Genomic DNA, 19,601 nt, shown 5'->3' with positions numbered 1-19,601 from the left:
GCCGAGGCCGGCCCGGACGGTCCCGGCCGCCAACGCTGGCGCGGTCCGCCGTCGGGGGAGCCGGGACGGTGGGACGCCCCGACGGCCGCGGGCCAGGACACCTGACCGCCTTGGTGCGGACGCCATGGTGTCACTTCGGATTACGCGCGCCACCGTCCGCCGTTCATCGACGGTCCCGAAAGTATCGGCCATGACAAGGCTGAGCCGTCGCATCTTCGTCCTCGGTGGACTGTCCGCCGCCGGCGCCGCGCTGGTTCCCTGGCAGAACGCCCGGGCCGCGGTGCCGTACCCCTTCAAACTCGGTGTGGCGTCCGGAGACCCGGCGCCCGACAGCGTGGTCCTCTGGACGCGGCTGGCGCCGTCCCCGCTCAACGCCGACGGGCAGGGCGGCATGGCCGACGCGGACGTGACCGTCGAGTGGCAGGTGTCGACCAGTCAGACCTTCTCCTCGCTGGTCGCCTCCGGGTCGGTGGTCGCGCGCTACGCCGACGCGCACTCGGTGCACGTCGTCGCGGGCGGGCTCGCCGCCGACTCCGACTACTACTACCGGTTCCGGGCGCAGGGCCACATCTCGCCGGTCGGCCGGACGCGCACCGCCCCGGCGCCCGGTACGTTCGGCCGTGACCTGGTGATGGCCTTCGCCTCCTGCGCCCACTACGAGACCGGCTACTACACCGCCTACCGCCGCATGGCCGAGGACAACCCGGGCCTGATCCTGCACCTCGGCGACTACATCTACGAGGGCGGCGTCAACACCTCCGCGGTACGCCAGCACGTCGGCAGCGAGATCGTGTCGCTGGCCGACTACCGCCGCCGGTACGCCCTCTACAAGTCCGACCCGGACCTGCAGACGGCTCACGCGGCGGCGCCCTGGCTCGTGGTGCCCGACGACCACGAGGTGGAGAACAACTACGCCAACATGGTCCGCGCCGACAGCAGCCCCGCGCTGACCGCCGCCCAGTGGACCGCCCGGCGCACCGCCGCGTACAAGGCCTACTACGAGAACATGCCGCTGCGGCCGGCCTCCACGCCGAACGGCAACAGCATCCCGCTGTACCGCCGCATCCGGTGGGGTCAGCTCGCCACCTTCCACATGCTCGACACCCGCCAGTTCCGCGACGACCAGGCGTGCGGCGACGGCTGGAAGGTCTGCGCCGACGCCGACCTGGCCTCGCGCTCGCTCACCGGCGCGGCCCAGGAGGCCTGGCTCCTCGACGGGCTCGCGCAGCACTACGGCACCTGGGACGTCATCGGCCAGCAGGTCTTCTTCGCCCGGCAGTTCGACGCGAACGGGGCGGCGAGCATGGACGCCTGGGACGGCTACCGCGCGTCGCGCAGCCGGATCCAGACCGGCTGGCAGCAGCGGGGCGTCCGCAACCCGCTGGTGCTCACCGGCGACGTGCACAAGTCGTGGGCCAACGAGCTCAAGGCCGACTACGCCAACCCCGCCTCCGCCACCATCGGCACCGAGCTGGTCTGCACCTCCATCACCTCCGGCGGCAACGGCAGCGGCAGCACCACCATCCCGAACGTGGCCACGAACCCGCACCTGAAGTTCCACTCGGACCGCCGTGGCTACGTGCGTACCACGATCGGCCGAAGCCAGGTCCGCGCGGACTTCCGCGCCGTGAACACGGTGACCGAGCACGGCGCCGCGGCATCGACGGTGCGCTCGTTCGTGATCCTCGACGGCCGCCCCGGCCTGCAGGCCGTGTAGGAGGAGACCACCATGACCTCATTGAGCGCACTGCTCGCCGCCTCGACCCTGCTCCCGGGCGTGCTGGGGCTCGCCCCCGCCGGGCCGGTGGCGGTGACCGCCGCCGCGGTCACCTGGACCACGGCCAACAGCGTCGCCACGGGCGACCAGGACGTGCCCGCCGTCGCCATGAACCGCAACGGCCACGTCGCCGTGGTGTGGGAGGACGACCGGGACGCCACGGCCCCCGGCGACGACACCCACAGCGAGATCTACCTGCGCCTGTTCCGCGACGGCGTGTCCGCCTACGAGGTGAAGCTCTCCGGCGGAGGCACCAGCGGAGTCGCATGGCGCCACATCAGCCCCGACGTGGGCCTCGACGACCGGGGCAACGCCGTGGTGGTGTGGGCCGGGGACGGCGACGGCAACGGCGTCTACAACATCCAGTACCGGGTGGTGTCGCCCACCGGCGCGGTGCTCGGCTCCGGCCAGGCCAACGCCAGCGCCGCGGGCCAGCAGATCTGGCCGAAGGTGGCCGTGGACCCCGACGGCGCGCCCACCACCGCCGCTGTCGGGTTCACCGTGGTCTGGGAAGACGTGCAGGGCACCACCCCCGCCACCGTGAAGGCCGCCGGCTTCACGGCCCCCGCCACCAAGGCGTACGAGGTGACGGCCTCGCAGACGACGGGGGCGCACCACCGGCCCGACGTGGCGGTGTCCGCCTCCGGCGAGGCACTGGTGGTCTGGGACGAGGACGCCGACGCGAACGGCGCGTACAACGTCGGGCTGACCCGCCTGGCGCGCGCGAACGGCGCGGTCGTGCTGCCGCGGCGTACCGCCAACTCCCAGAGCGGCGGGCAGCAGCAGCGCGCCGCGGTGGCGGCGAACGCCGCCGGCGACTTCACCGTCGCCTGGGAGTCCGACCACACGGGCACCCGCGGTATCTGGGAACGGTCGTTCACGGCCGCCGGCACCCCCCGCCACGGCGAGGTCGAGGTCTCCACCGGCGCGGGCGCCAGCGTTCCCGCCGTCGCCATCGACGACCAGGACAACGTGGTGGTGGGGTGGACGGTCGGCGGCGCCAACCCCGACGTGTGGGCCCGGGGCCTGAACCCCGACGGGACCACCGCCGGCCGGCTGGCGGCCCAGACGCTGAGCCAGACCACCACGGGCCGGCAGGACCAGATGGCCGTCGCCGCGTCCCCGTGGGGCGAGGTGAGCGTCTGCTACACCGACGACAACGACGGGAACACCTTCGACCAGGTGCTCCTCGGCCTGGGCGCGACGAACTCCACCTGGCTGGTGAGCGCGGAGGAGCTGCGCCGTATCAAGGCGCGGGCGGCCGCCGCGCGCTGAGCGACCGGATCGGATCGCGCGGCCCCGCCGGATCGTCCGGCGGGGCCGTCGCGTCCTCGTCTGCGTGTTTCGCTGCCGGCTGGGTTCAGCCCACGTTGCGGGCGAGTGCGTCGGCGACGGCGACGCGCGTGGGTCGGGGTCCGCCCAGCTCCAGTTCGGGTGGGCGCGGTTGGTGAGCAGGCCGAGCACCAGCCGGCGGTCGGGGTCGACCAGGAGCGACGGGCCGGCGAACCCGGTGTGGCCGAAGGTGCGGGGGGAGGAGAGCCCGCCCATGAACCACGGCTGGTCGAGGACGACGCCGAGGCCGTGCGCCGAGGTGCGGTTCGGACGCTCGGGGTCGATCGCCGGTTTGCCGGCGTTGGCGTTCGTGAGCATCCGCTTGACGGTCGCCTCGGCGAGGATCCGGGTGCCCCGGTAGGCGCCACCGTTGAGCAGGAGCTGGCCGATCACCGCGAGGTCCGCAGCGGTGGCGAAGATGCCGGCGTGGCCGGCGATCCCGCCGAGGTGGTTGGCGACGTCGTCGTGGACGGTGCCGCGCAGCAGTCCGCGGGAGGACCGGGCGTCGGTGGCGACGAGGCGGACGTCCTTCTCGTTGCCCGACGGCCAGGTCTTCGGGTTGAAGCCGGTGTCCCAGAGGCCCAGCGGGCCGGTGAGGTTGGTCTTCAGGGCCCGGTCGAGACGTTGACCGGTCACCTGCTCGACGATCTTGCCGGCGACCATGAGACCGACGCTGGAGTAGCGGAACGTGGTCCCCGGTGTGGCGCCGGAGACCAGCGGCGTGGCGAGTACCGCCTTCCAGCGGGCCGCGTCGTCGGGCAGGCCCGTCACCGTGGCGCCGACGGGGAGGCCGCTGGTGTGGGTGAGCAGCATCTCGACGGTCACCCGGTCCTTGCCGGTGCCGGTGAAGCCGGGCAGGTAGTCGCGCACCCGGGCGTCGAGGCGTACCCGGCCCTTGTCCACCTGCTGGAGCAGCAGGATCGACGTGTAGACCTTGGTGATCGAGGCGAGGTCGAAGATCGAGTCGGGACGCATGGCCACGCGCCGGTCGGCCGGCAGGAGCGTGGGGCCGGCGCCGTAGCGCAGGGCCTCGCCGACGGCGGTGTGCACCGTGGTCCGGCCGCCGACCGTCACGAGGGCGACGGCGCCGGGGTAGCCGGAGTGCTGGAACGTGCCGGAGGTAGCCGGCAGCCAGCGCCGCAGGACCGCGGTGACCTCGGCGGCGTAGGACGCCTGCGGGGGCGGGACGCTCGGGGGCCTGGTCGGTCGGGTCGGCCGGCTGCCGAACGCCTCGGTCACCCGGCCCGGTCCGTCCGCCCGCGGACTGGCGACGGCCGTGGCGGCCGAGCCGGTGGCGCGGTGTGCGGCGCAGCCGCCGAGTGCGGCGGTGGCGGCGAGGCCGGCGCCGAGCAGGGTACGACGAGTGACGGGCATGGCCGTCATGATGGCAGGACCGGCCCGGCGCCTCCATCGGTGTGCGCGTATTTCCCCCGGTCGTCCATGCCGTCCGCGCTGTTCGGCCCTCGACACGGAGCGTCCACATCGGGCCACCGTCACCGACCGCGACAGGCGTAGGACAATCCATCGATAAATTTCTCCACTCGTCGGATGATCGGTCGCGGGTAGCGCCGTAGCGTCGATGCACTTCACCTCGTGCCGGAGTGATCACCAAGCGTGATCGCCGGGGCGGGCGCCGCGGAACCAGGGCGGCGGGCCGCTGCCGCGGCCGTGAACGAGCCGCGCTCGGAGCTGTCTTGTCAACCCCCGAAGGGAGCAGCGGTGCCCCCACACTTCCGACCGTCCCGCAGTCGGCGTAACGCCGCGTTACTGCTGGCCACGACGCTTGTCGCGTCGCTGACCACGGTGACCGCGACACCCGCCTGGGCCGAGGCCGATCCACCGGAGCCGCCGAAACCGACGTTCCTCACCGGTCCCGCCGACGGCGCGCCGGACCAGATCGCCGTCGACTACCTGCGGGCCCATCCCGCCGAGTACGGTGTCGCGGCCACGGACCTCGCGGACCTCGCGGTGGCCTCCAGCAGCACGAGCCGCCACAACGGCGTCACCCACGTCAACCTCGCCCAGCGCCACAAGGGCCTGGAGGTCTTCGGCGCCGTCGCGACCGTCAACGTCGCCCGTGACGGCAGCGTGGTCTTCGTGGGGGACTCCCTGGTCCCCGGGCTGTCCGCCGCCGGCGGAGAGACCTCGCTCGACGCCGTCGAGGCGGTCCGCGCCGCCGCCGACGCCCTCGACCTGGCCGAGCCGTCCGGCGCCCGGGTGATGAGCCGAAGCGGCGGCGCGGCGCAGCGTACGGTTGTCTCCGGCAGCGGCATCTCCGACCAGCCCATCCCGGCGAAGCTGGGCTGGCAGCCCACGGCGGACGGGCTGCGCCTGGCCTGGCAGATGGTGATCGACGACTCCTCCGACGTGCACCTGTGGAACGCCACGGTCGACGCCGAGACCGGCGAGCTACTCGGCGCCGACGACTGGACGCACCAGGACAGCCCGGAGGATCTGGCCGGCACCCTGGGCCGCCGTGAGGCCCCGGCCACGACCGTCGCCACCGAGAGCGTCCCCGCCGCCCGGGTCCGCCCGCCGAACCCGGTCGACGACGGGTCGAGCTACACCGTCTTCGAATTCCCGAAGGGGGACCCGAACGACGGGCCGCGCACCGTCGTCACGAACCCGGCGGACGGGAGCGCGTCGCCGTACGGGTGGCACGACACCGACGGCGTTCCCGGCGCCGAGTACACCACCACGAGGGGCAACAACGCGCACGCCTACACCGACCGGGACGCCAACAACCAGATCGACCCGGGCAGCCCGTCCGACGGGGGAGCGGGTCTCAGCTTCAACTTCCCGGCGGACCTCAACGAGCACCCGCAGACGTACGCGCAGGCCGCCGTGGTGAACCAGTTCTACTGGTGCAACATGGTCCACGACCTGACCTACCGGTACGGCTTCGACGAGGCGTCCGGCAACTTCCAGGTCAACAACTACGGCCGCGGCGGCGCCGGCGGTGACGACGTGCAGTGCGAGGCGCACGACGGCTCCGGCCAGAACAACGCGAACTTCTCCACGCCGGCCATGGACGGTGGCCGCCCGCGGATGCAGATGTTCCTCTGGCCGGGCAACCAGTTCGGCCTGCCGAACGCCGTGACGATCGGCGCGGGTTCCGCCGCCGGCACCTACGAGGCGGAGTACGCACGGTTCACCCCGGCCCCGACCACCGCCGGCTTCGCCGGTCAGGTGGTGGCGGTCGACGACGGCGTCGGGGCGGCCGGTGACGGCTGCACCGCCTACAGCCTGCCCGCCGGCGCCATCGCCGTGCTCGACCGGACCAGCGGCTGCAACTACCACACCCAGGTGGTCAACGCCGAGGCGGCGGGCGCCGCCGCCGTGGTGGTCGTCAACAACGCGGCGGGCGCGCCGGTGGTCATGAACGGCTCCATGAGCCCGGCCGTCGGCATCCCCGCGGTCATGGTGAGCCAGGCCGACGGGGCCACCATCAAGGGGGGTCTGCCGGCCGCGGGCCGCGTCCACCGCAACCCCACCCGGCCGGCGATGCGGGACGCCTCGTTCCGGTCGGAGACGATCTTCCACGAGTACGGGCACGGGGTCTCCAACCGGCTGACCGGCGGCCCGACCGTCAACTGCCTCACCGGTGAGGAGCAGATGGGCGAGGGGTGGAGCGACTTCCTCGCGATCGTCTCCCTGCTCAACCCCGCGATCGACGACCCGGAGCAGGCCCGCGGCTACGGCCAGTACGCGCTGTTCCAGGACAGCCGGGTGGGCCCGGGGATCCGGCCGCGGCCGTACTCCCGGAACATGGAGATCCAGCCCTTCACGTACGACAGCATCAAGACCGGTGGCTGGCTGGACGGCACCTCACTGGCCGCCCCGCACGGCATCGGCCACGGCTGGGCCTCCGTCCTGTATGACATGACCTGGAACCTCGTCGACCGGCACGGGTTCAACCCCAACGTTTACGAGTCGTGGAACACGGGCGGCAACAACCTCGCCCTCCAGCTCGTCATCGACGGCCTCAAGATGCAGGGCTGCGGCCCCGGTTTCGTCACCGGCCGCAACGCCATCATCGCCGCCGACGCCGCGCTGACCGGGGGCGAGAACGCATGCGTCCTGTGGGCCTCCTTCGCCCGCCGGGGCCTCGGCTACAGCGCGGTGCAGGGCACCACCGGGCGCAACGACAACACCGAGGCGTTCGACACCCACCCGTCCTGCCGCGCCGACTTCATCGGCCAGGCGGCGCAACCCGCCCTCAACACCGTCTCCGCCGGTGACGCCGTGCCGATGAAGTTCCAGCTCGCGGGCAACCGGGGCCTGGACATCCTCGCCAGCGGCTCGCCCTACTCCCGGCTGGTCGACTGTGAGACCCTCCGGACCGTCGGTCCGGACGGCGCCACCACGCCGCGACCCCTTCCGGTCGCCGCGAGCAACCCGGGTGGATCGACGATGTCGGTGAACGCCCAGGGCCGGTACAACTACCCGTGGAAGACCGACCCCGCCTGGGCCGGCACCTGCCGCGAGTTCGTCCTCACCCTGGACGACGGTTTCCAGTACCGCGCCTACTTCCAGTTCACCGCCTGACCGCGGGCCCTGGGAGTCCGGAGGGAGCGTCCGTCGCGACGCTCCCTCCGGCGCGTACGCGCCCAGGGGTCAGGCCGCCGCGGTCAGGAAGGCGGCGAAGGGGTCGACCAGCCGGGCCGGCGCCCGGTTGATCCCGTCGTGCCCGCAGCGCGGGACGGGCAGCACCCGCATTCCGGGCAGGACGGGTGCCAGCGCGGCCGCGATGTCCGCGTAGTACGGCGGTCCGTCCTGCCCGTAGGAGAACAGGACCTCGGCGGTGACCGGCGCGTACTGCTCGGGTGGGCCGTCGTGCGCCGCGATCTCGTCGTCCTCGTCGAGCGTGATGTCGAGCAGCTCACCCATCTGGCGGCCGATGCCGGTGCGCAGGAACAGGCTGCAGACCGCCGTCTGCACGCCGAGTGGCAGCCGTGACCCCGGGAGCTGCGGGTTGATTGCGGCCCCGACGATCGCCATGGCGCGGGCCCGGTGACCCGCACGCAGCGCCGCCCGTGTCGGCGCGAGAAAGTCCAGCGGGAACGCACCGCCGACGGCGACGGCCGGGTCGTAGAGCGCGAGGCGCGCGATGGGCAGCACGAGGGCCGCGCGCAGCGCGATGAACCCGCCGGAGCTGTGGCCGACAACGGCCCGCGCTCCGGTGTGCTCCAGCACGGCGCCGAGGTCCTCGATGTCCTGCTCCACCGTGTACGGCTCGCGTCGGGCGGGTGCGTCCGCCCGGCCCCGCCGGTTGTAGAGGTGCACGGTGCAGCGGTCGCCGAGGGCGGCGGCCAGCCTCCGGTACGGCTCGATGGTGACCCCGCCGCCGTGGACCACGACCACGTCGGTGCCCGTGCCGGTCGAGTGCAGGGTGATCTTCTCGCCGTCCGGTGCGGTGATCAGTGCCATGGCGCTCGACCTCCCGGTTGTCAAAACTGCGAACGGTGTTTGCAGTTTACAGTGAATCGGTGAGCGACGCAGCATCCGAAACCGGCCCCTCCCCGCGCGACTCGATCTGGCGGCGACCGGAGCGTGGGACTCGGGGGCCGACCCCCGCCCACAGCCGGGACGACATCGTGGCGGCGGCTGTCGCGATCGCCGACGCAGACGGCCTGGCCGCGGTGTCCATGCGGGCGGTGGCCGCGCGGCTGGAGACCGGTGCCGCCTCGCTCTACCGGTACCTCTCCTCCCGTGACGACCTGCTCGACCTGATGGCCGACCGGGTGGCGGCGGAGCTGCGCCCGTATCCGGAACCGCACGGCGACTGGATGGACGCGCTGCTGCGGATGGCCCGCGCCCAGCGGGAGGTGCACGAGCGCCACCCCTGGCTGGCCGAGCTGAGCCAACGCCCGTCGGCCATCGGCCCCGAGGCGCTCGCGTTCTTCGACGCCTGCCTCGGGATCATGGCGGCGTCCCCGGCGACGATCACCGCGAAGTTCGAGGCGATCGCCATGATGAACGGCGTCGCCATCCTGTTCGCCCGGCAGGCGAGCGCCGGTGCGGGGTTCACGTTCGCCGGGATCGACCTCACCCCGTACCCGCATCTCGTGGCCGCGTTCCGCCAGCCGCCCGCCGCGCCCCCCGCCACGGATCTGTTCGACCGCGCCCTGCGCGGCCTGCTGCGGGCTCTCCTCGCGCCCGACGCGTCCTGAGCCCGGGTCGGCCCCGCCCCGGCGGCGGCTCGCCGGCCGGGCGCGGCCGGGCGCGCGGCGGCTGTGGTCCGGCCCACGAGCGTGGGCGGGTGGTGGGGTGGCGACCTATGATCCGACGGTGTTCGACTCGCGCCATATCCGGACGTTTCACGAGGTGGTCCGGACGCGCTCGTACTCCGCCGCGGCGCAGGCCCTGGGCTACACCCAGCCGGCGATCACCCAGCAGATGAAGGCGCTGGAGCGCGAGGTCGGCACCCCGCTGTTCACCCGGGTGGGCCGGAGGCTGCGGCTGACGGAGGCGGGGGAGACGCTGGCCCGCCACACGGAGAACATCCTCGGCAGCATGTCGGTCGCCCGGGAGCAGATGGCCGCGATCGCCCGGCTGCGGACCGGCCGGGTGCGGGTCTGCGCGTTCCCGAGCGCCAACGCGACCCTGGTGCCGGAGGCCATGGCGCTGCTGTCCGTCGAGCACCCGGGCATCCGGGTGGAGCTGCTCGAGGACGAGCCGCCGGACTCGCTGCGACGCGTCGTCGACGGCGAGACCGACGTCACGCTGGCCTTCACCTACCCCGGGCTGCGCGAGGAGGTGCCGGAGGATCTGGTGGAGATCCCGCTGCTGGAGGACCAGCTCACCGTGCTGCTGCCCGTCGGGCATCCGCTGGCCCGGCGCCGGGCCGTCCAGCTCGCCGACCTCGCCGAGGAACGCTGGATCGCCGGGTGCCTCCGCTGCCGTACGAACTTCCTGCACGAGTGCGCCCAGCTCGGGTTCACCCCCGACATCGTGTTCACCACCGACGACAACCTGGCGGTCCAGGCGCTCGTCGCCCAGGGCCTCGGCGTCGCCATGATGCCCGGGCTCACACTCTCCTTCCTCCGCCGCGACAAGGTCCGGGGACGGCCGCTGTCGCCCGCCTCACGACGCCAGGTGTCCGCGTACGTCCTGCGGGAGCACCTGCGCATCCCCGCGACCGCCCGGGTGCTGGAGGCGCTCGCGTCGGTGGCCGGACGGCGGAACGACCGGGCGGAGTGAGCCCCGTCGGATAAGCGTTCCTTATGATCGTCCAAGAAACTGTTGTTGGACGTGATAGGAGACAGCGGTCAGGCTGGGTTCCATGAGCACTCCGGCCACCGTCCCCCTCACCGCCACCACCACGCGCCTCGCCCGGCTCGTCGAGGAGGTACGGGACGTGGTCGACCGGGGCCTGCCGCCCGACCTGACCGCGTACCTGGTGGGGGAGCGGCTGGCCCCGCACCTGGGGGCGGCCGACCTGCTCACGCCGGAGCAGTACGAGGGCGACCCGGAGCGCTACCGCCAGCACGTCCTGCACGCCGAGCGGGACGGCGGCTTCTCGATCGTGGCCCTGGTCTGGCTGCCCGGCCAGAAGACCGCCATCCACGACCACGTCGCCTGGTGCGTCACGGGGGTGCATCAGGGCGAGGAGCACGAGCGGCGGTTCCGGCTGGTGTCCGACGGCACCACGGCCCGGCTGGTCGCCACCCAGGACGTGGTCAACCGGCAGGGCGAGGTGTGTGGCTTCGCGCCGCCCGGCGACATCCACCGGGTCTGGAACGGCGGCACCGGCAAGGCCGTGTCCCTGCACATCTACGGTGCGGACATCTCCCGCCTCGGGTCGAGCGTGCGGCGCGTGTACGACCACCGGACCGACGAGGCATGACACTCACCAGCACGACCGGCCACGGCCCGGGGGCGTCCCCGCGTACCGGTGGGGGTGGCCCCGACCGCCGCGATGGCGCGGACGCGCCGACGACGCGCTCCCCTGGTGGGAGCCGGCTCGCGGGCGTCCTCCCCGGGCTCCTCGTGGCGGGCATCGGCGCGGCGGCGGCCTGGGCGGTGCACTGGGCGCTTCCCGCCGTCCCGACCCTGACCGTGGCGATCGTGCTGGGTGTCGTCGCCGCACACCTGCCCGCCCTGCGGGACAGGGTACGCGGGGTGGCCCGACCCGGCCTCAGCGTCGCGGGCAAGCGCCTGATGCGGCTGGGCATCGTGCTGCTCGGGTTGAAGCTGAGCGTGCAGGACGTACGCGCGCTCGGCTGGCCGACCATCGTGATGGTGGTCGCGGTGGTCGCCGCGACCTTCCTCGGCACGTGGTGGCTGGGCCGGCGCATCGGCCTGCCCGGTGACCAGCCACTGCTCATCGCCGCCGGGTACGCGATCTGCGGCGCCTCGGCGATCGGCGCGGTCAGCGCGGCGACCGGCAGCGACGAGGAGGACGCGGCGTCGTCGGTCGCCCTGGTGACGTTGTGCGGGACGCTGGCCATCGCCGTGCTCCCGCTGCTGCAGCACCCTCTGGGTCTCGACGCCGCCGAGTTCGGCCGTTGGGTCGGGGCGAGCGTGCACGACGTGGGGCAGGTCGTGGCCACCGCCCAGACCGCCGATCCGGCGGCCCTCGGCGACGCCGTCCTGGTGAAGCTGATGCGGGTGGCGCTGCTCGCCCCGCTGGTCGCCGTGGTGGCACTGGCCCTCCGACGCCGGCACGCCACCCGCCCGGGCACCGACCCGGGGCCGGCCACGAAGCCGTCGATCGTGCCAATGTTCGTCGTCGGCTTCCTCGTCATGATCGGGCTGCGCAGCACCGGCTGGCTGCCCGCCGACGTGCTCGACGGTGCGGCGCTGGCGCAGGAGATCCTGCTCTCGGCCGCGCTGTTCGGGCTCGGCAGCGCGGTGCACCTGCCAACCCTCGCGCGCACCGGGAAGCGGGCCGCGGCCCTGGGCCTGAGTGCCTGGGCGGTGGTGGCCGGCGTGTCGTACGCGGGCGTGCTGCTGACGGCCTGACCGGTCGGGCCGGTCAGCGGCCGGACACGCTGGGCGGAACGTCGCGCCCCTGGTACACGTCCGGCACGCCGTCGGCGTCGCTGTCACGCTCCTCGATCGTGCAGACCCGCCGGTAGTGCCGGTTGCGGGCACGCAGGACGGCGGTGGCCAGCAGGGCGGACAGCAGCGACCCCAGCAGAACGCCGATCTTGGTGTGGTCGTCGCGAGCGCTGCCGGCGCCGAACGCCAGCTCACCGATGAGCAGGGACACCGTGAAACCGATTCCGGCCAGCAGCGCCAGCCCGAAGACGTCCCACCAGTCGATCTCTTCCGCCAGGCGGGCCCGGGTGAGCCGCTGCACCAGCCAGGTGGCGCCGAAGACGCCGACCGCCTTGCCGACGACGAGCCCGACCAGCACCCCCACGGTCACCGCGTCGGTGAGGCTCGCACCGAGCCCGCTCGCGCCGCCCACGGACACCCCGGCCGCGAAGAACGCGAACACCGGGACCGCGACGCCGGCCGACAGCGGCCGGAACCGGTGCTCGAAGTGCTCCGCGAGCCCCGGCCCGGGCCCCGGCCGGCGGCGCAGCACCGGCACGGCGAAGCCGAGCGCCACCCCGGCGACCGTGGCGTGCACGCCGGAGGCGTGGACCAGGGCCCACGTCACCGCGGCGAGCGGCAGCAGCAGCCACCAGGACCGTACGCGTCGCTGCACGAGGACGGTGAACAGCGCGAGCGGCGCGAGCGCCAGCAGCAGCGGCCCGAAGTGCAGCGAGCTGGTGTAGAACACCGCGATGATCACGATCGCCAGGAGGTCGTCGACCACCGCGAGGGTCAGCAGGAACGTCCGCATCGCGGCGGGCAGGTGCGTGTTGATCACGCCGAGGACGGCCAGGGCGAACGCGATGTCCGTGGCCGTCGGGATGGCCCAGCCCCGCAACGCCTCGCCGCCGGCGCCGGCGTTGAACGCCGTGAAGATCAGCGCCGGCACCGCCATGCCGCCGAGCGCGGCGGCGACCGGCAGCAGAGCCCGGCGGGGCTCGCGCAGGTCCCCGGCCACGAACTCACGTTTGAGCTCCAGACCGGCCACGAAGAAGAAGACGGCCAGCAGGCCGTCGGCGGCCCACTGCGCCAGTGTGAGGTCCAGGTGCAGGCCCGCCGGCCCGAGGGTGAGATCACCGAGCCGCCGGTACGCCTCGGACCACGGCGAGTTGGCCCAGACGAGGGCGAGGACGGCGGCGGCAAGCAGGAGCATTCCGCCCACGGTCTCGGTACGCAGGATGTCGCCGATCCGGCGTGCCTCCGGCCAGCTGCCGCGGCTCAGCAGGCGCGGCGTACGGTCGGTGGGCGGCGTGGCCATCGGGAAGCTCCTCCGGTGGGGTCGATGAGGGGACCGCCGACCAGACTTCCCGGCACACCGCCACCCATTCTAGCCGAGCGACGATCATCGACCCTGGCGGCACCGGGCTGGCCGGACGGGTGATGTGACGACATCTTGCATGGATCTTGTCTGCGGTGAAGGATGTCTACATACCGTTGCCGATCGTCTGGAGGTTGGCGTGCGTACCCTCGTCCGCGTCGCCCTGCTGGCCGTCGCCGCCGGCGCGCTCGCCGTCGGCCCCGCGGTGCCGGCGCCCGCCGCCGCCCGCACCGACCCGTCACCCGCAGCCGAACCGCTGGACGTCGGCGACACGGCCTACGTCGACGTGGCGGTCGCGACCTCGTGGGTACGCCCCGGCGAGGACCGGCCGGTGGACGCGCCGGCCGTCGGCGACCCGGTGGACATCCGGGCCTGGACCCGGGCGATGACGCTGGCGGAGCGGGCCTGGCTGATCGGCCGCCTGGAGACGCAGGCGACGTACGGCACCGAGGTCACCGTCCTGGCCCGCTCCGGCGACTGGCTCCAGGTCGCCGTGCACGGGCAGCCCACCCCGCGCCACACGCTCGGCTACCCCGGCTGGATGCCGGCCGCCCAGGTACGCGCCGCGTCGCGCTTCGGCGCCCTCGTACGCTCACGGCCCGTCGCGCAGGTGACCGCCCCGACGGCGTGGCTGTCCGCCGACCCCGGGGGCCGACGACACCTCGCGGAGCTGTCGCTGAACACCCGCCTTCCGCTGCTGGCCCGTGCCGGCACGGCGATACGCGTCGCCACCCCCGCCGGCGCCGGCTGGCTGCCGGCCGACGCGGTCGCCACCTACGCCGCCGCGACCGAGATCCCCGCTCCCACGGGGGAGGATCTGGTCGCCACCGCCCGGCAGTTCGTGGGCCTGCCGTACCTGTGGGCCGGCACGTCCGCGTTCGGCTTCGACTGCTCCGGCTTCACCCACACCGTCTACGGCCTGCACGGGGTGACCATCCCGCGCGACGCCGCGCCCCAGTACGCGGCCGGCACACCGGTGCCCGACGACCAGCTCCAGCCCGGCGACCTGCTGTTCTACGGGCGGCCCGGCCGCATCCACCACGTCGGGATGTACGCCGGGGACGGCTACATGATCGACGCGCCGGCCAACTCGTCCACCACCGAGAGCCTCCTCGAGTACGTGCCGATGTCCGAACACCGGTACGCCTTCGAGTACGCGGGCGCCCGCCGGTTCCTGCCGTGACGAATCCCTGAACCGCCACTGCCACGACGTCCGGACGACTGTCGCCACGCACCGGCATTTCCGTTACGGTGATCGAACCGTGTTCTCGTCTCGCCGCCGCATCCTCGTCGCCGCCCTGGTCGCCGCCGCCGCCCTCGGCGCGTCGGTGTTCGCCGTCGTCCAGCTCACCGGGGACGACGGGCCCGATGGACCGGTCGCGGCCCCCCGGGTCGTCCAACCGGGCGCGCCCGGTCAGGCCGGCCGGGCGCTGTCCCCGTCCGAGCAGTCCCACCTGCCCGCGCCTCCGACGCACACCGCGGCCGACACGCAGTTCATGCAGAAGATGATCGGGCACCACGCGCAGGCGCTGGAGATGACGGCGCTCGTCCCGGACCGCGCGGAGAGCCGGGACGTGTCGCTGCTGGCCAAGCGGATCGAGACGTCCCAGCGGGACGAGATCGCCCAGATGCAGCGGTGGCTCACCGAACGCGGCGAGCAGATTCCACGGCCGCACGAGCACCACGCCGGGATGCCGGGGATGCTGACCACCGAGCAGCTGGCGCAGTTGGGGCGGGCCCGGGGCGCGCAGTTCGACCGGTTGTTCCTCGACCTCATGATCCAGCACCACGAGGGCGCGCTCACCATGGTCCAGCAGCTCTACGGTGCCGGCGGCGGCCTCGAACCGGCGAGTGACCGGTTCGCCCGCGAGGTCAACGCGGACCAGGGCATCGAGATCCGCAGCATGCGGGAGCTCCAGGCCCGGCTGGCGCGCTGAGCAACGCGCCGCCCTGAGCCGGCTCGCCGGCTGGTCACCCGGTGCCGGGCAACGATCCAGACGCTGGCCGTGGCGGCGACATCGAGCGTGTCGAGGCGGCGGGCGACATCCACGATGAGACTGATGCCTCAGAGGCATACATATGCCTCTGAGGCATCACGCTCGAACGGGTGACGTCACGGCGAGCGGGCCGGCGGCCGCAGGGCACGCCCCGCCGCCGGGCGCGACAACGGTGAGGCCGCGCCCCACCCTTCGGCGGGACGCGGCCCCTTGGTCGACCGTCGGGTCAGGTCAGTCCAGGTTGGCGCACTGACCGGTGGCCGGACCGGACACCCGGTTGGCCGTACCGAGGTTGATCGGCGCCGGCGCGTTGCCGCTGCACGCGAGCGGGCCGCTCACGCTGCTGTCGGCGATGATCGGCTCGATCGACCCGGTGCCGCTGCCGGTCAGCACGGCCGGGCCACGGATCTCACTCTTCACGATGGCCGCGCTGCCCCGCGTACCGGTGATGGTCACCGGGCCACGCACGGTGGTCTCGTACAGGTGCACCGCGGCCGCGTTCGCCGCCGACACCGGACCGGAGATCGACGCGTCGATGGCGAGCAACGACGCGCCCGGACGCACGGTGACCGGACCGGAGACCGTCGCGCCGTTGAGACAGGTCACACGGTTGACCGTCAGCGGGCCGTTGTGCCGGCCGGTGACGGTCGTGGTGCAGGTCCGGGCGAGCTGGTCGAACCGGGCCCGGGCCACCGCGAAGCTCGGCGCCCAGCTGATCGTCGTCTGGTGCTGGGCGTTGAACTGCGGCAGCTGCACCTCACGGGCCGCCTCGATCTCCGCGGCGGTCAGGTGCTCGCTGGGCTTGAGCCCGAGGACGTCGAACCCGCGGGCGATCTCACTGCCGTAGACCTGGCCGTTGTACCAGTACGCCGACCAGAATCCGCCCAGCACACTGCTGGCCGGGTTGATCGGGCCGCGGTCGAAGTAGCCGATCTCCCGCGGGTGGGCCGAGTCGGTGAAGTCCATGAGCGAGATGCCGCCCTGGTACCACGCCTGGACGAGGATGTCCCGGCCCGGCACGGGGATCAGCGAGCCGTTGTGCGCGACGCAGTTCTCCTGGAGCGTCTGCGGGACCGGCAGCTTGTAGTAGCTGGCGAAGTGCATCTTGCGGTCCACGATGTCGAAGATCGCGTTGGCGCCCCACTGCGGCTGGTCCGTCGTCCGGCAGCGCGGGCCCGTGCCGCCGCCCCACTCGTCGGTGAAAACGACCTTCTTGCCGTCGTTGCTGATCGTCGCCGAGTGCCAGTACGCGAAGTTCGGGTCGGACACCTCGTCGATCCGCACCGGGTTCGCCGGGTCGGAGATGTCGATGAGGATGCCGTTGCCCTCGCACGCACCGGCCGCCAACCCCAGCTCCGGATAGGCAGTGATGTCGTGGCAGGCGTCCGTGACCGGCGACGGGCCCCACGGCGAGCCCGACGGGTGGGTCGGCGCGGGCGGGTTGTTCTGCAGGCCGTCGATCGCGCCGGTCGCCTCGTCCGCGAACAGCCGCGGGTTGTTGACGACCGCGGCCTGCTCGGGCGCCGCGATCGGCACCTTGATGACGTCGATGCGCCACCGCGCCGGGTTGTCACCGGCGGCCGGGGTGTTGTTGCAGCCGGCCATCGTGCTCGCCGGGCGCACCCCCGCCGTGCCGGAGACGTACACGTAGACGTTCGCGCTGTCGTCCGGATCGCTCACCACCGTGTGCGTGTGCGATCCGCGGCAGGTCTGCACGGCGGCCACCTGCACCGGGTTCGTCACGTCACTGATGTCGAAGACCCGTACGCCCTGGAAGCGCGTCCCGGCGGTCGGGTCCGTACCGCAGTCGAGCCGGCCACGGGTCTCCTCGACGGACATGAAGAGGAGGTTGCCGAAGACCGAGACGTCGCCCTGCCCGCCCGGGCACACCACGCTGGTGACCAGCGTCGGGCTCGCCGGCTGCGAGATGTCGTAGATGTTGAAGCCGTTGTAGTTGCCCACGAAGGCGTGGTTGCCGCCGAAGGCCAGGTCCGACGCCACGAAGCCGAAGTCGCCCGGGTTCGCCGGGTTCACGAAGCCGGCCGGCTTGTCGCGGTGCGCCAGCAGATCGAGGTTGCTGCTCGCGCTCTGCGCGTCCAGCCAACCCCCGCCGAGACCGATCCGCGGGTCCGGTTCGGCCGCCTGGCCCGATGCCGTTCCCGGCAACAGGGCGACGAGGAGCGCCGCGGTGGCCGCGGCGCCGAGAAGGCGGCGTCTGCCGCCTGACGGGTGTTTGGATCGAATCATGCGTGTCCTCCGCGCGGTGCCCCAGTGGTGGCGGCGCGCATCGGGGCGCGTGCGCGCGCCGCGGTAGTAAGGACCGTACCGCCTACCCGCCGGTTAGGATCATAGATGTATTTGCGGAGGACGAAAAAATCGGTGTGAATGTCGGGCGCCGGTCAGAGCCCCTCCCAGACCGCCTTCGCCCCCGAGTCCCCGGTGCGGACGACGTAGTAGACGCTCACGCCGGCGGCCACCAGCGACAGCACGCGCAGCGCCCACGTCAGCGCCGGGCGGGCCGGGGCGCCCGCCGTCGACGCGGGTGCCACCAGGTAGACCAGGGCCAGCGCCACGACGCCCAACCCGATCGTGGCGTAGAGCGTGAGGTTGCCGAACTCCTGATGGGCCTCCAGCCTCGGCACGTACTCGGGGCTGACCCGGTTGCCGGTCAGCAGGCGGTCGAAGAACGCGTCGCCGGTGAGCTTCGCCCCCAGCGCGGACAGCGGTGCGCCGACGGCCAGCAGCCCCAGCACCCAACGGGTGTGGGAACGGATCGGCGGGATGAACGCGTACCCGACGGTCAGCACTGCGAGCAGCGGCACGAACACGACGGCGGCGTGGAGCACGAGAGGATGGGCGGGGATGCCCATGAACTCCTCGAACAAGGGCCTCTCCTGTACGTGAGGGGACATCAGGTCAGCCACGGCAGGCAGCGAACGCTATCGGGACGCGGCGGGCCTGTCACCCCCTGGAGGATCGGCGGGCGAGGTACACGACGTCGGGTTCGCCGCGCGGCACGTCGACGAGGCGGGTGGTGACCGGCCCGACCACCGCCGCCAGGCGCGTGGCGTACGCGGGCGCTGCCGACGCGCTCCAGGCGGCGAGTACACCCCCGTCCGCGAGGTGGTCGCGCAGCAGCGCGGTGCCGTCGTCGTCGTACAGGGCGGTGTTTTGCGGGAACACCGTCCACTCGGGGCCGTTGTCCGTGTCGAGGCAGATCGCGTCGAAGACGTCGTCCGTGGCACGCAGCCAGGCGACGACGTCGTCGGTCACCACCCGGACCCGGGGGTCGTCCAACGCGTGCCCGCTGAAGCGGGCGAGGCTCGACCGGTGCCAACCGACGAGGGCTTCCTCGATCTCGACGACCACGATCTCCGCGGGCACCGGGGACGCCACGGCCTCGGCGAGCGAGAAGCCGACGCCCAGGCCGCCGATCAGGACCCGGGCCCCGGGGCGTACGAGCGCCAGCGCCTCGCGGACGAGCAACCGCTCGGAGGAGCCGGCCCGGGTGTCCATGAGGAACACCCCGTTGCTGATGATCTCGAAGTGCTCGGCGCAGCGACGCAGGACCAGCTCACCGCGGTCGGTCACCACGCGTTCGACCACCGTCGCCGCCTCGCCCACCGGGCCAATCTAGGCCAGGGAACCGGCAACGACGGCTGATTTTCCGGCCACCTCAGAGGTTGAGCGGGCCCGGGTCGGCGGCGAGGGCGCGGAATCGCTCCCGGGGCTCGGGCACCAGTCGACGCGCCGACAGGTCGAGCAGCCCGCCCACCCCGGTCAGCGTCGCGACCCGGCTGCCGTCGGGGCGCGTGTAGTCCTGGTCGATGTGGAACGTCTTGCCCTCGCCCCAGCGGAACGCGCACGACACGTCGACCTCGTCGCCGCCGCGGAGCTCGCTGAGATATCGCAGCGTGACCTCCAGCGCCACGGGTCCCACGCCGCTGGCGAGGAGCCGGTCCTGCGAGATGCCGGCGGCACGCAGGCACTCCCACCGTGCGTGCTCGCCATACTGGAGGTAGACGGCCTGGTTCAGATGGCCCTGGGTGTCGAGCTCGTAGCCGCGCACCGTGACACGCACCCGGAACGGATCTCCCACACCCCGAGCCTACCGAGGGGTACGACACGG

General features: G+C 72.9%; 15 protein-coding genes and 1 pseudogene. 9 read left to right on the top strand and 7 right to left on the bottom strand.

The window, feature by feature from the left end:
* The first annotated feature begins 190 nt into the window (after positions 1 to 190).
* Together D7193_RS23970 and D7193_RS23965 are read left to right on the top strand one after the other, a co-directional pair.
* Complete coding sequence (locus D7193_RS23970; protein WP_120781779.1) at positions 191 to 1,717, top strand: alkaline phosphatase D family protein; 1,527 nt, start codon at positions 191 to 193, stop codon at positions 1,715 to 1,717.
* A 12-nt stretch (positions 1,718 to 1,729) separates the two neighbouring features.
* On the top strand, positions 1,730 to 3,052 hold the full coding sequence (locus D7193_RS23965; RefSeq protein ID WP_120781778.1) for a hypothetical protein: 1,323 nt from the start codon (positions 1,730 to 1,732) through the stop codon (positions 3,050 to 3,052).
* A 195-nt stretch (positions 3,053 to 3,247) separates the two neighbouring features.
* Here D7193_RS23965 and D7193_RS23960 read toward each other — a convergent pair.
* Positions 3,248 to 4,483, bottom strand: a pseudogene (locus D7193_RS23960) (serine hydrolase domain-containing protein); the annotation flags it as partial.
* A 345-nt stretch (positions 4,484 to 4,828) separates the two neighbouring features.
* Between D7193_RS23960 and D7193_RS23955 the strand changes: the two are divergent.
* A complete protein-coding gene (locus D7193_RS23955; protein WP_241563353.1) occupies positions 4,829 to 7,657 on the top strand; it encodes a M36 family metallopeptidase in 2,829 nt (942 codons plus the stop codon).
* A gap of 69 nt (positions 7,658 to 7,726) precedes the next feature.
* Here D7193_RS23955 and D7193_RS23950 read toward each other — a convergent pair whose 3' ends face one another.
* A complete protein-coding gene (locus tag D7193_RS23950; RefSeq protein WP_120781777.1) occupies positions 7,727 to 8,539 on the bottom strand; it encodes an alpha/beta fold hydrolase in 813 nt (270 codons plus the stop codon).
* Positions 8,540 to 8,598: 59 nt separating this feature from the next.
* On the opposite strand from D7193_RS23950, the gene D7193_RS23945 reads away from it, so the two are divergent.
* From D7193_RS23945 to D7193_RS23930, 4 genes are all read left to right on the top strand, one after another.
* Positions 8,599 to 9,282, top strand: a complete 684-nt coding sequence (locus D7193_RS23945; RefSeq protein WP_206611956.1) for a TetR/AcrR family transcriptional regulator — start codon at positions 8,599 to 8,601, stop codon at positions 9,280 to 9,282.
* A gap of 118 nt (positions 9,283 to 9,400) precedes the next feature.
* Positions 9,401 to 10,312, top strand: a complete 912-nt coding sequence (locus D7193_RS23940) for a LysR family transcriptional regulator (RefSeq protein WP_120782187.1) — start codon at positions 9,401 to 9,403, stop codon at positions 10,310 to 10,312.
* A gap of 82 nt (positions 10,313 to 10,394) precedes the next feature.
* Positions 10,395 to 10,958: a cysteine dioxygenase family protein gene (locus D7193_RS23935; RefSeq protein WP_120781776.1), complete on the top strand. Its 564-nt coding sequence runs from the start codon at positions 10,395 to 10,397 to the stop codon at positions 10,956 to 10,958.
* On the top strand, positions 10,955 to 12,076 hold the full coding sequence (locus D7193_RS23930; protein ID WP_120781775.1) for a YeiH family protein: 1,122 nt from the start codon (positions 10,955 to 10,957) through the stop codon (positions 12,074 to 12,076). The genes D7193_RS23935 and D7193_RS23930 overlap by 4 nt, the downstream gene beginning before the upstream one ends.
* Before the next feature lie 13 nt (positions 12,077 to 12,089).
* On the opposite strand, the gene nhaA is transcribed toward D7193_RS23930, so the two are convergent.
* The gene (nhaA, locus tag D7193_RS23925) at positions 12,090 to 13,415 is read right to left on the bottom strand and encodes a Na+/H+ antiporter NhaA (protein WP_120781774.1); all 1,326 of its coding nucleotides are present in this window, start codon (positions 13,413 to 13,415) and stop codon (positions 12,090 to 12,092) included.
* A gap of 199 nt (positions 13,416 to 13,614) precedes the next feature.
* Here nhaA and D7193_RS23920 point away from each other — a divergent pair, with 199 nt between their 5' ends.
* On the top strand, positions 13,615 to 14,658 hold the full coding sequence (locus D7193_RS23920) for a C40 family peptidase (protein ID WP_158674843.1): 1,044 nt from the start codon (positions 13,615 to 13,617) through the stop codon (positions 14,656 to 14,658).
* 79 nt (positions 14,659 to 14,737) lie between these two features.
* Positions 14,738 to 15,412 (top strand): DUF305 domain-containing protein, encoded by a 675-nt coding sequence (locus tag D7193_RS23915; protein ID WP_120781772.1) that lies wholly within the window; start codon positions 14,738 to 14,740, stop codon positions 15,410 to 15,412.
* A 291-nt stretch (positions 15,413 to 15,703) separates the two neighbouring features.
* Here D7193_RS23915 and D7193_RS23910 read toward each other — a convergent pair whose 3' ends face one another.
* From D7193_RS23910 to D7193_RS23895, 4 genes are all read right to left on the bottom strand, one after another.
* Positions 15,704 to 17,719: an LVIVD repeat-containing protein gene (locus D7193_RS23910; RefSeq protein ID WP_120781771.1), complete on the bottom strand. Its 2,016-nt coding sequence runs from the start codon at positions 17,717 to 17,719 to the stop codon at positions 15,704 to 15,706.
* Positions 17,720 to 17,871: 152 nt separating this feature from the next.
* Positions 17,872 to 18,357, bottom strand: coding sequence for a DUF2231 domain-containing protein (locus tag D7193_RS23905; RefSeq protein ID WP_120781770.1), 486 nt, complete (start codon positions 18,355 to 18,357; stop codon positions 17,872 to 17,874).
* A 76-nt stretch (positions 18,358 to 18,433) separates the two neighbouring features.
* Positions 18,434 to 19,096, bottom strand: coding sequence for a spermine/spermidine synthase domain-containing protein (locus D7193_RS23900; RefSeq protein WP_241563351.1), 663 nt, complete (start codon positions 19,094 to 19,096; stop codon positions 18,434 to 18,436).
* 52 nt (positions 19,097 to 19,148) lie between these two features.
* On the bottom strand, positions 19,149 to 19,571 hold the full coding sequence (locus D7193_RS23895) for an acyl-CoA thioesterase (RefSeq protein ID WP_120781769.1): 423 nt from the start codon (positions 19,569 to 19,571) through the stop codon (positions 19,149 to 19,151).
* Between the last annotated feature and the right edge of the window lie 30 nt (positions 19,572 to 19,601).

This window comes from Micromonospora costi (assembly GCF_003626655.1).
GTDB classification, from domain to species: Bacteria; Actinomycetota; Actinomycetes; order Mycobacteriales; family Micromonosporaceae; genus Micromonospora; species Micromonospora costi.
Note: the sequence above shows the minus strand (reverse complement) of the source record. Positions and strands in the feature narration are given on the sequence as shown.

Excerpts from the sequence above, each read along its gene's own strand:
- D7193_RS23970 (WP_120781779.1), top strand. The coding sequence starts at position 191 with ATGACAAGGCTGAGCCGTCGCATCTTCGTCCTCGGTGGACTGTCCGCC.
- D7193_RS23965 (WP_120781778.1), top strand. The coding sequence starts at position 1,730 with ATGACCTCATTGAGCGCACTGCTCGCCGCCTCGACCCTGCTCCCGGGC.
- D7193_RS23950 (WP_120781777.1), bottom strand. The coding sequence starts at position 8,539 with ATGGCACTGATCACCGCACCGGACGGCGAGAAGATCACCCTGCACTCG.
- D7193_RS23935 (WP_120781776.1), top strand. The coding sequence starts at position 10,395 with ATGAGCACTCCGGCCACCGTCCCCCTCACCGCCACCACCACGCGCCTC.
- D7193_RS23930 (WP_120781775.1), top strand. The coding sequence starts at position 10,955 with ATGACACTCACCAGCACGACCGGCCACGGCCCGGGGGCGTCCCCGCGT.
- nhaA (WP_120781774.1), bottom strand. The coding sequence starts at position 13,415 with ATGGCCACGCCGCCCACCGACCGTACGCCGCGCCTGCTGAGCCGCGGC.
- D7193_RS23910 (WP_120781771.1), bottom strand. The coding sequence starts at position 17,719 with ATGATTCGATCCAAACACCCGTCAGGCGGCAGACGCCGCCTTCTCGGC.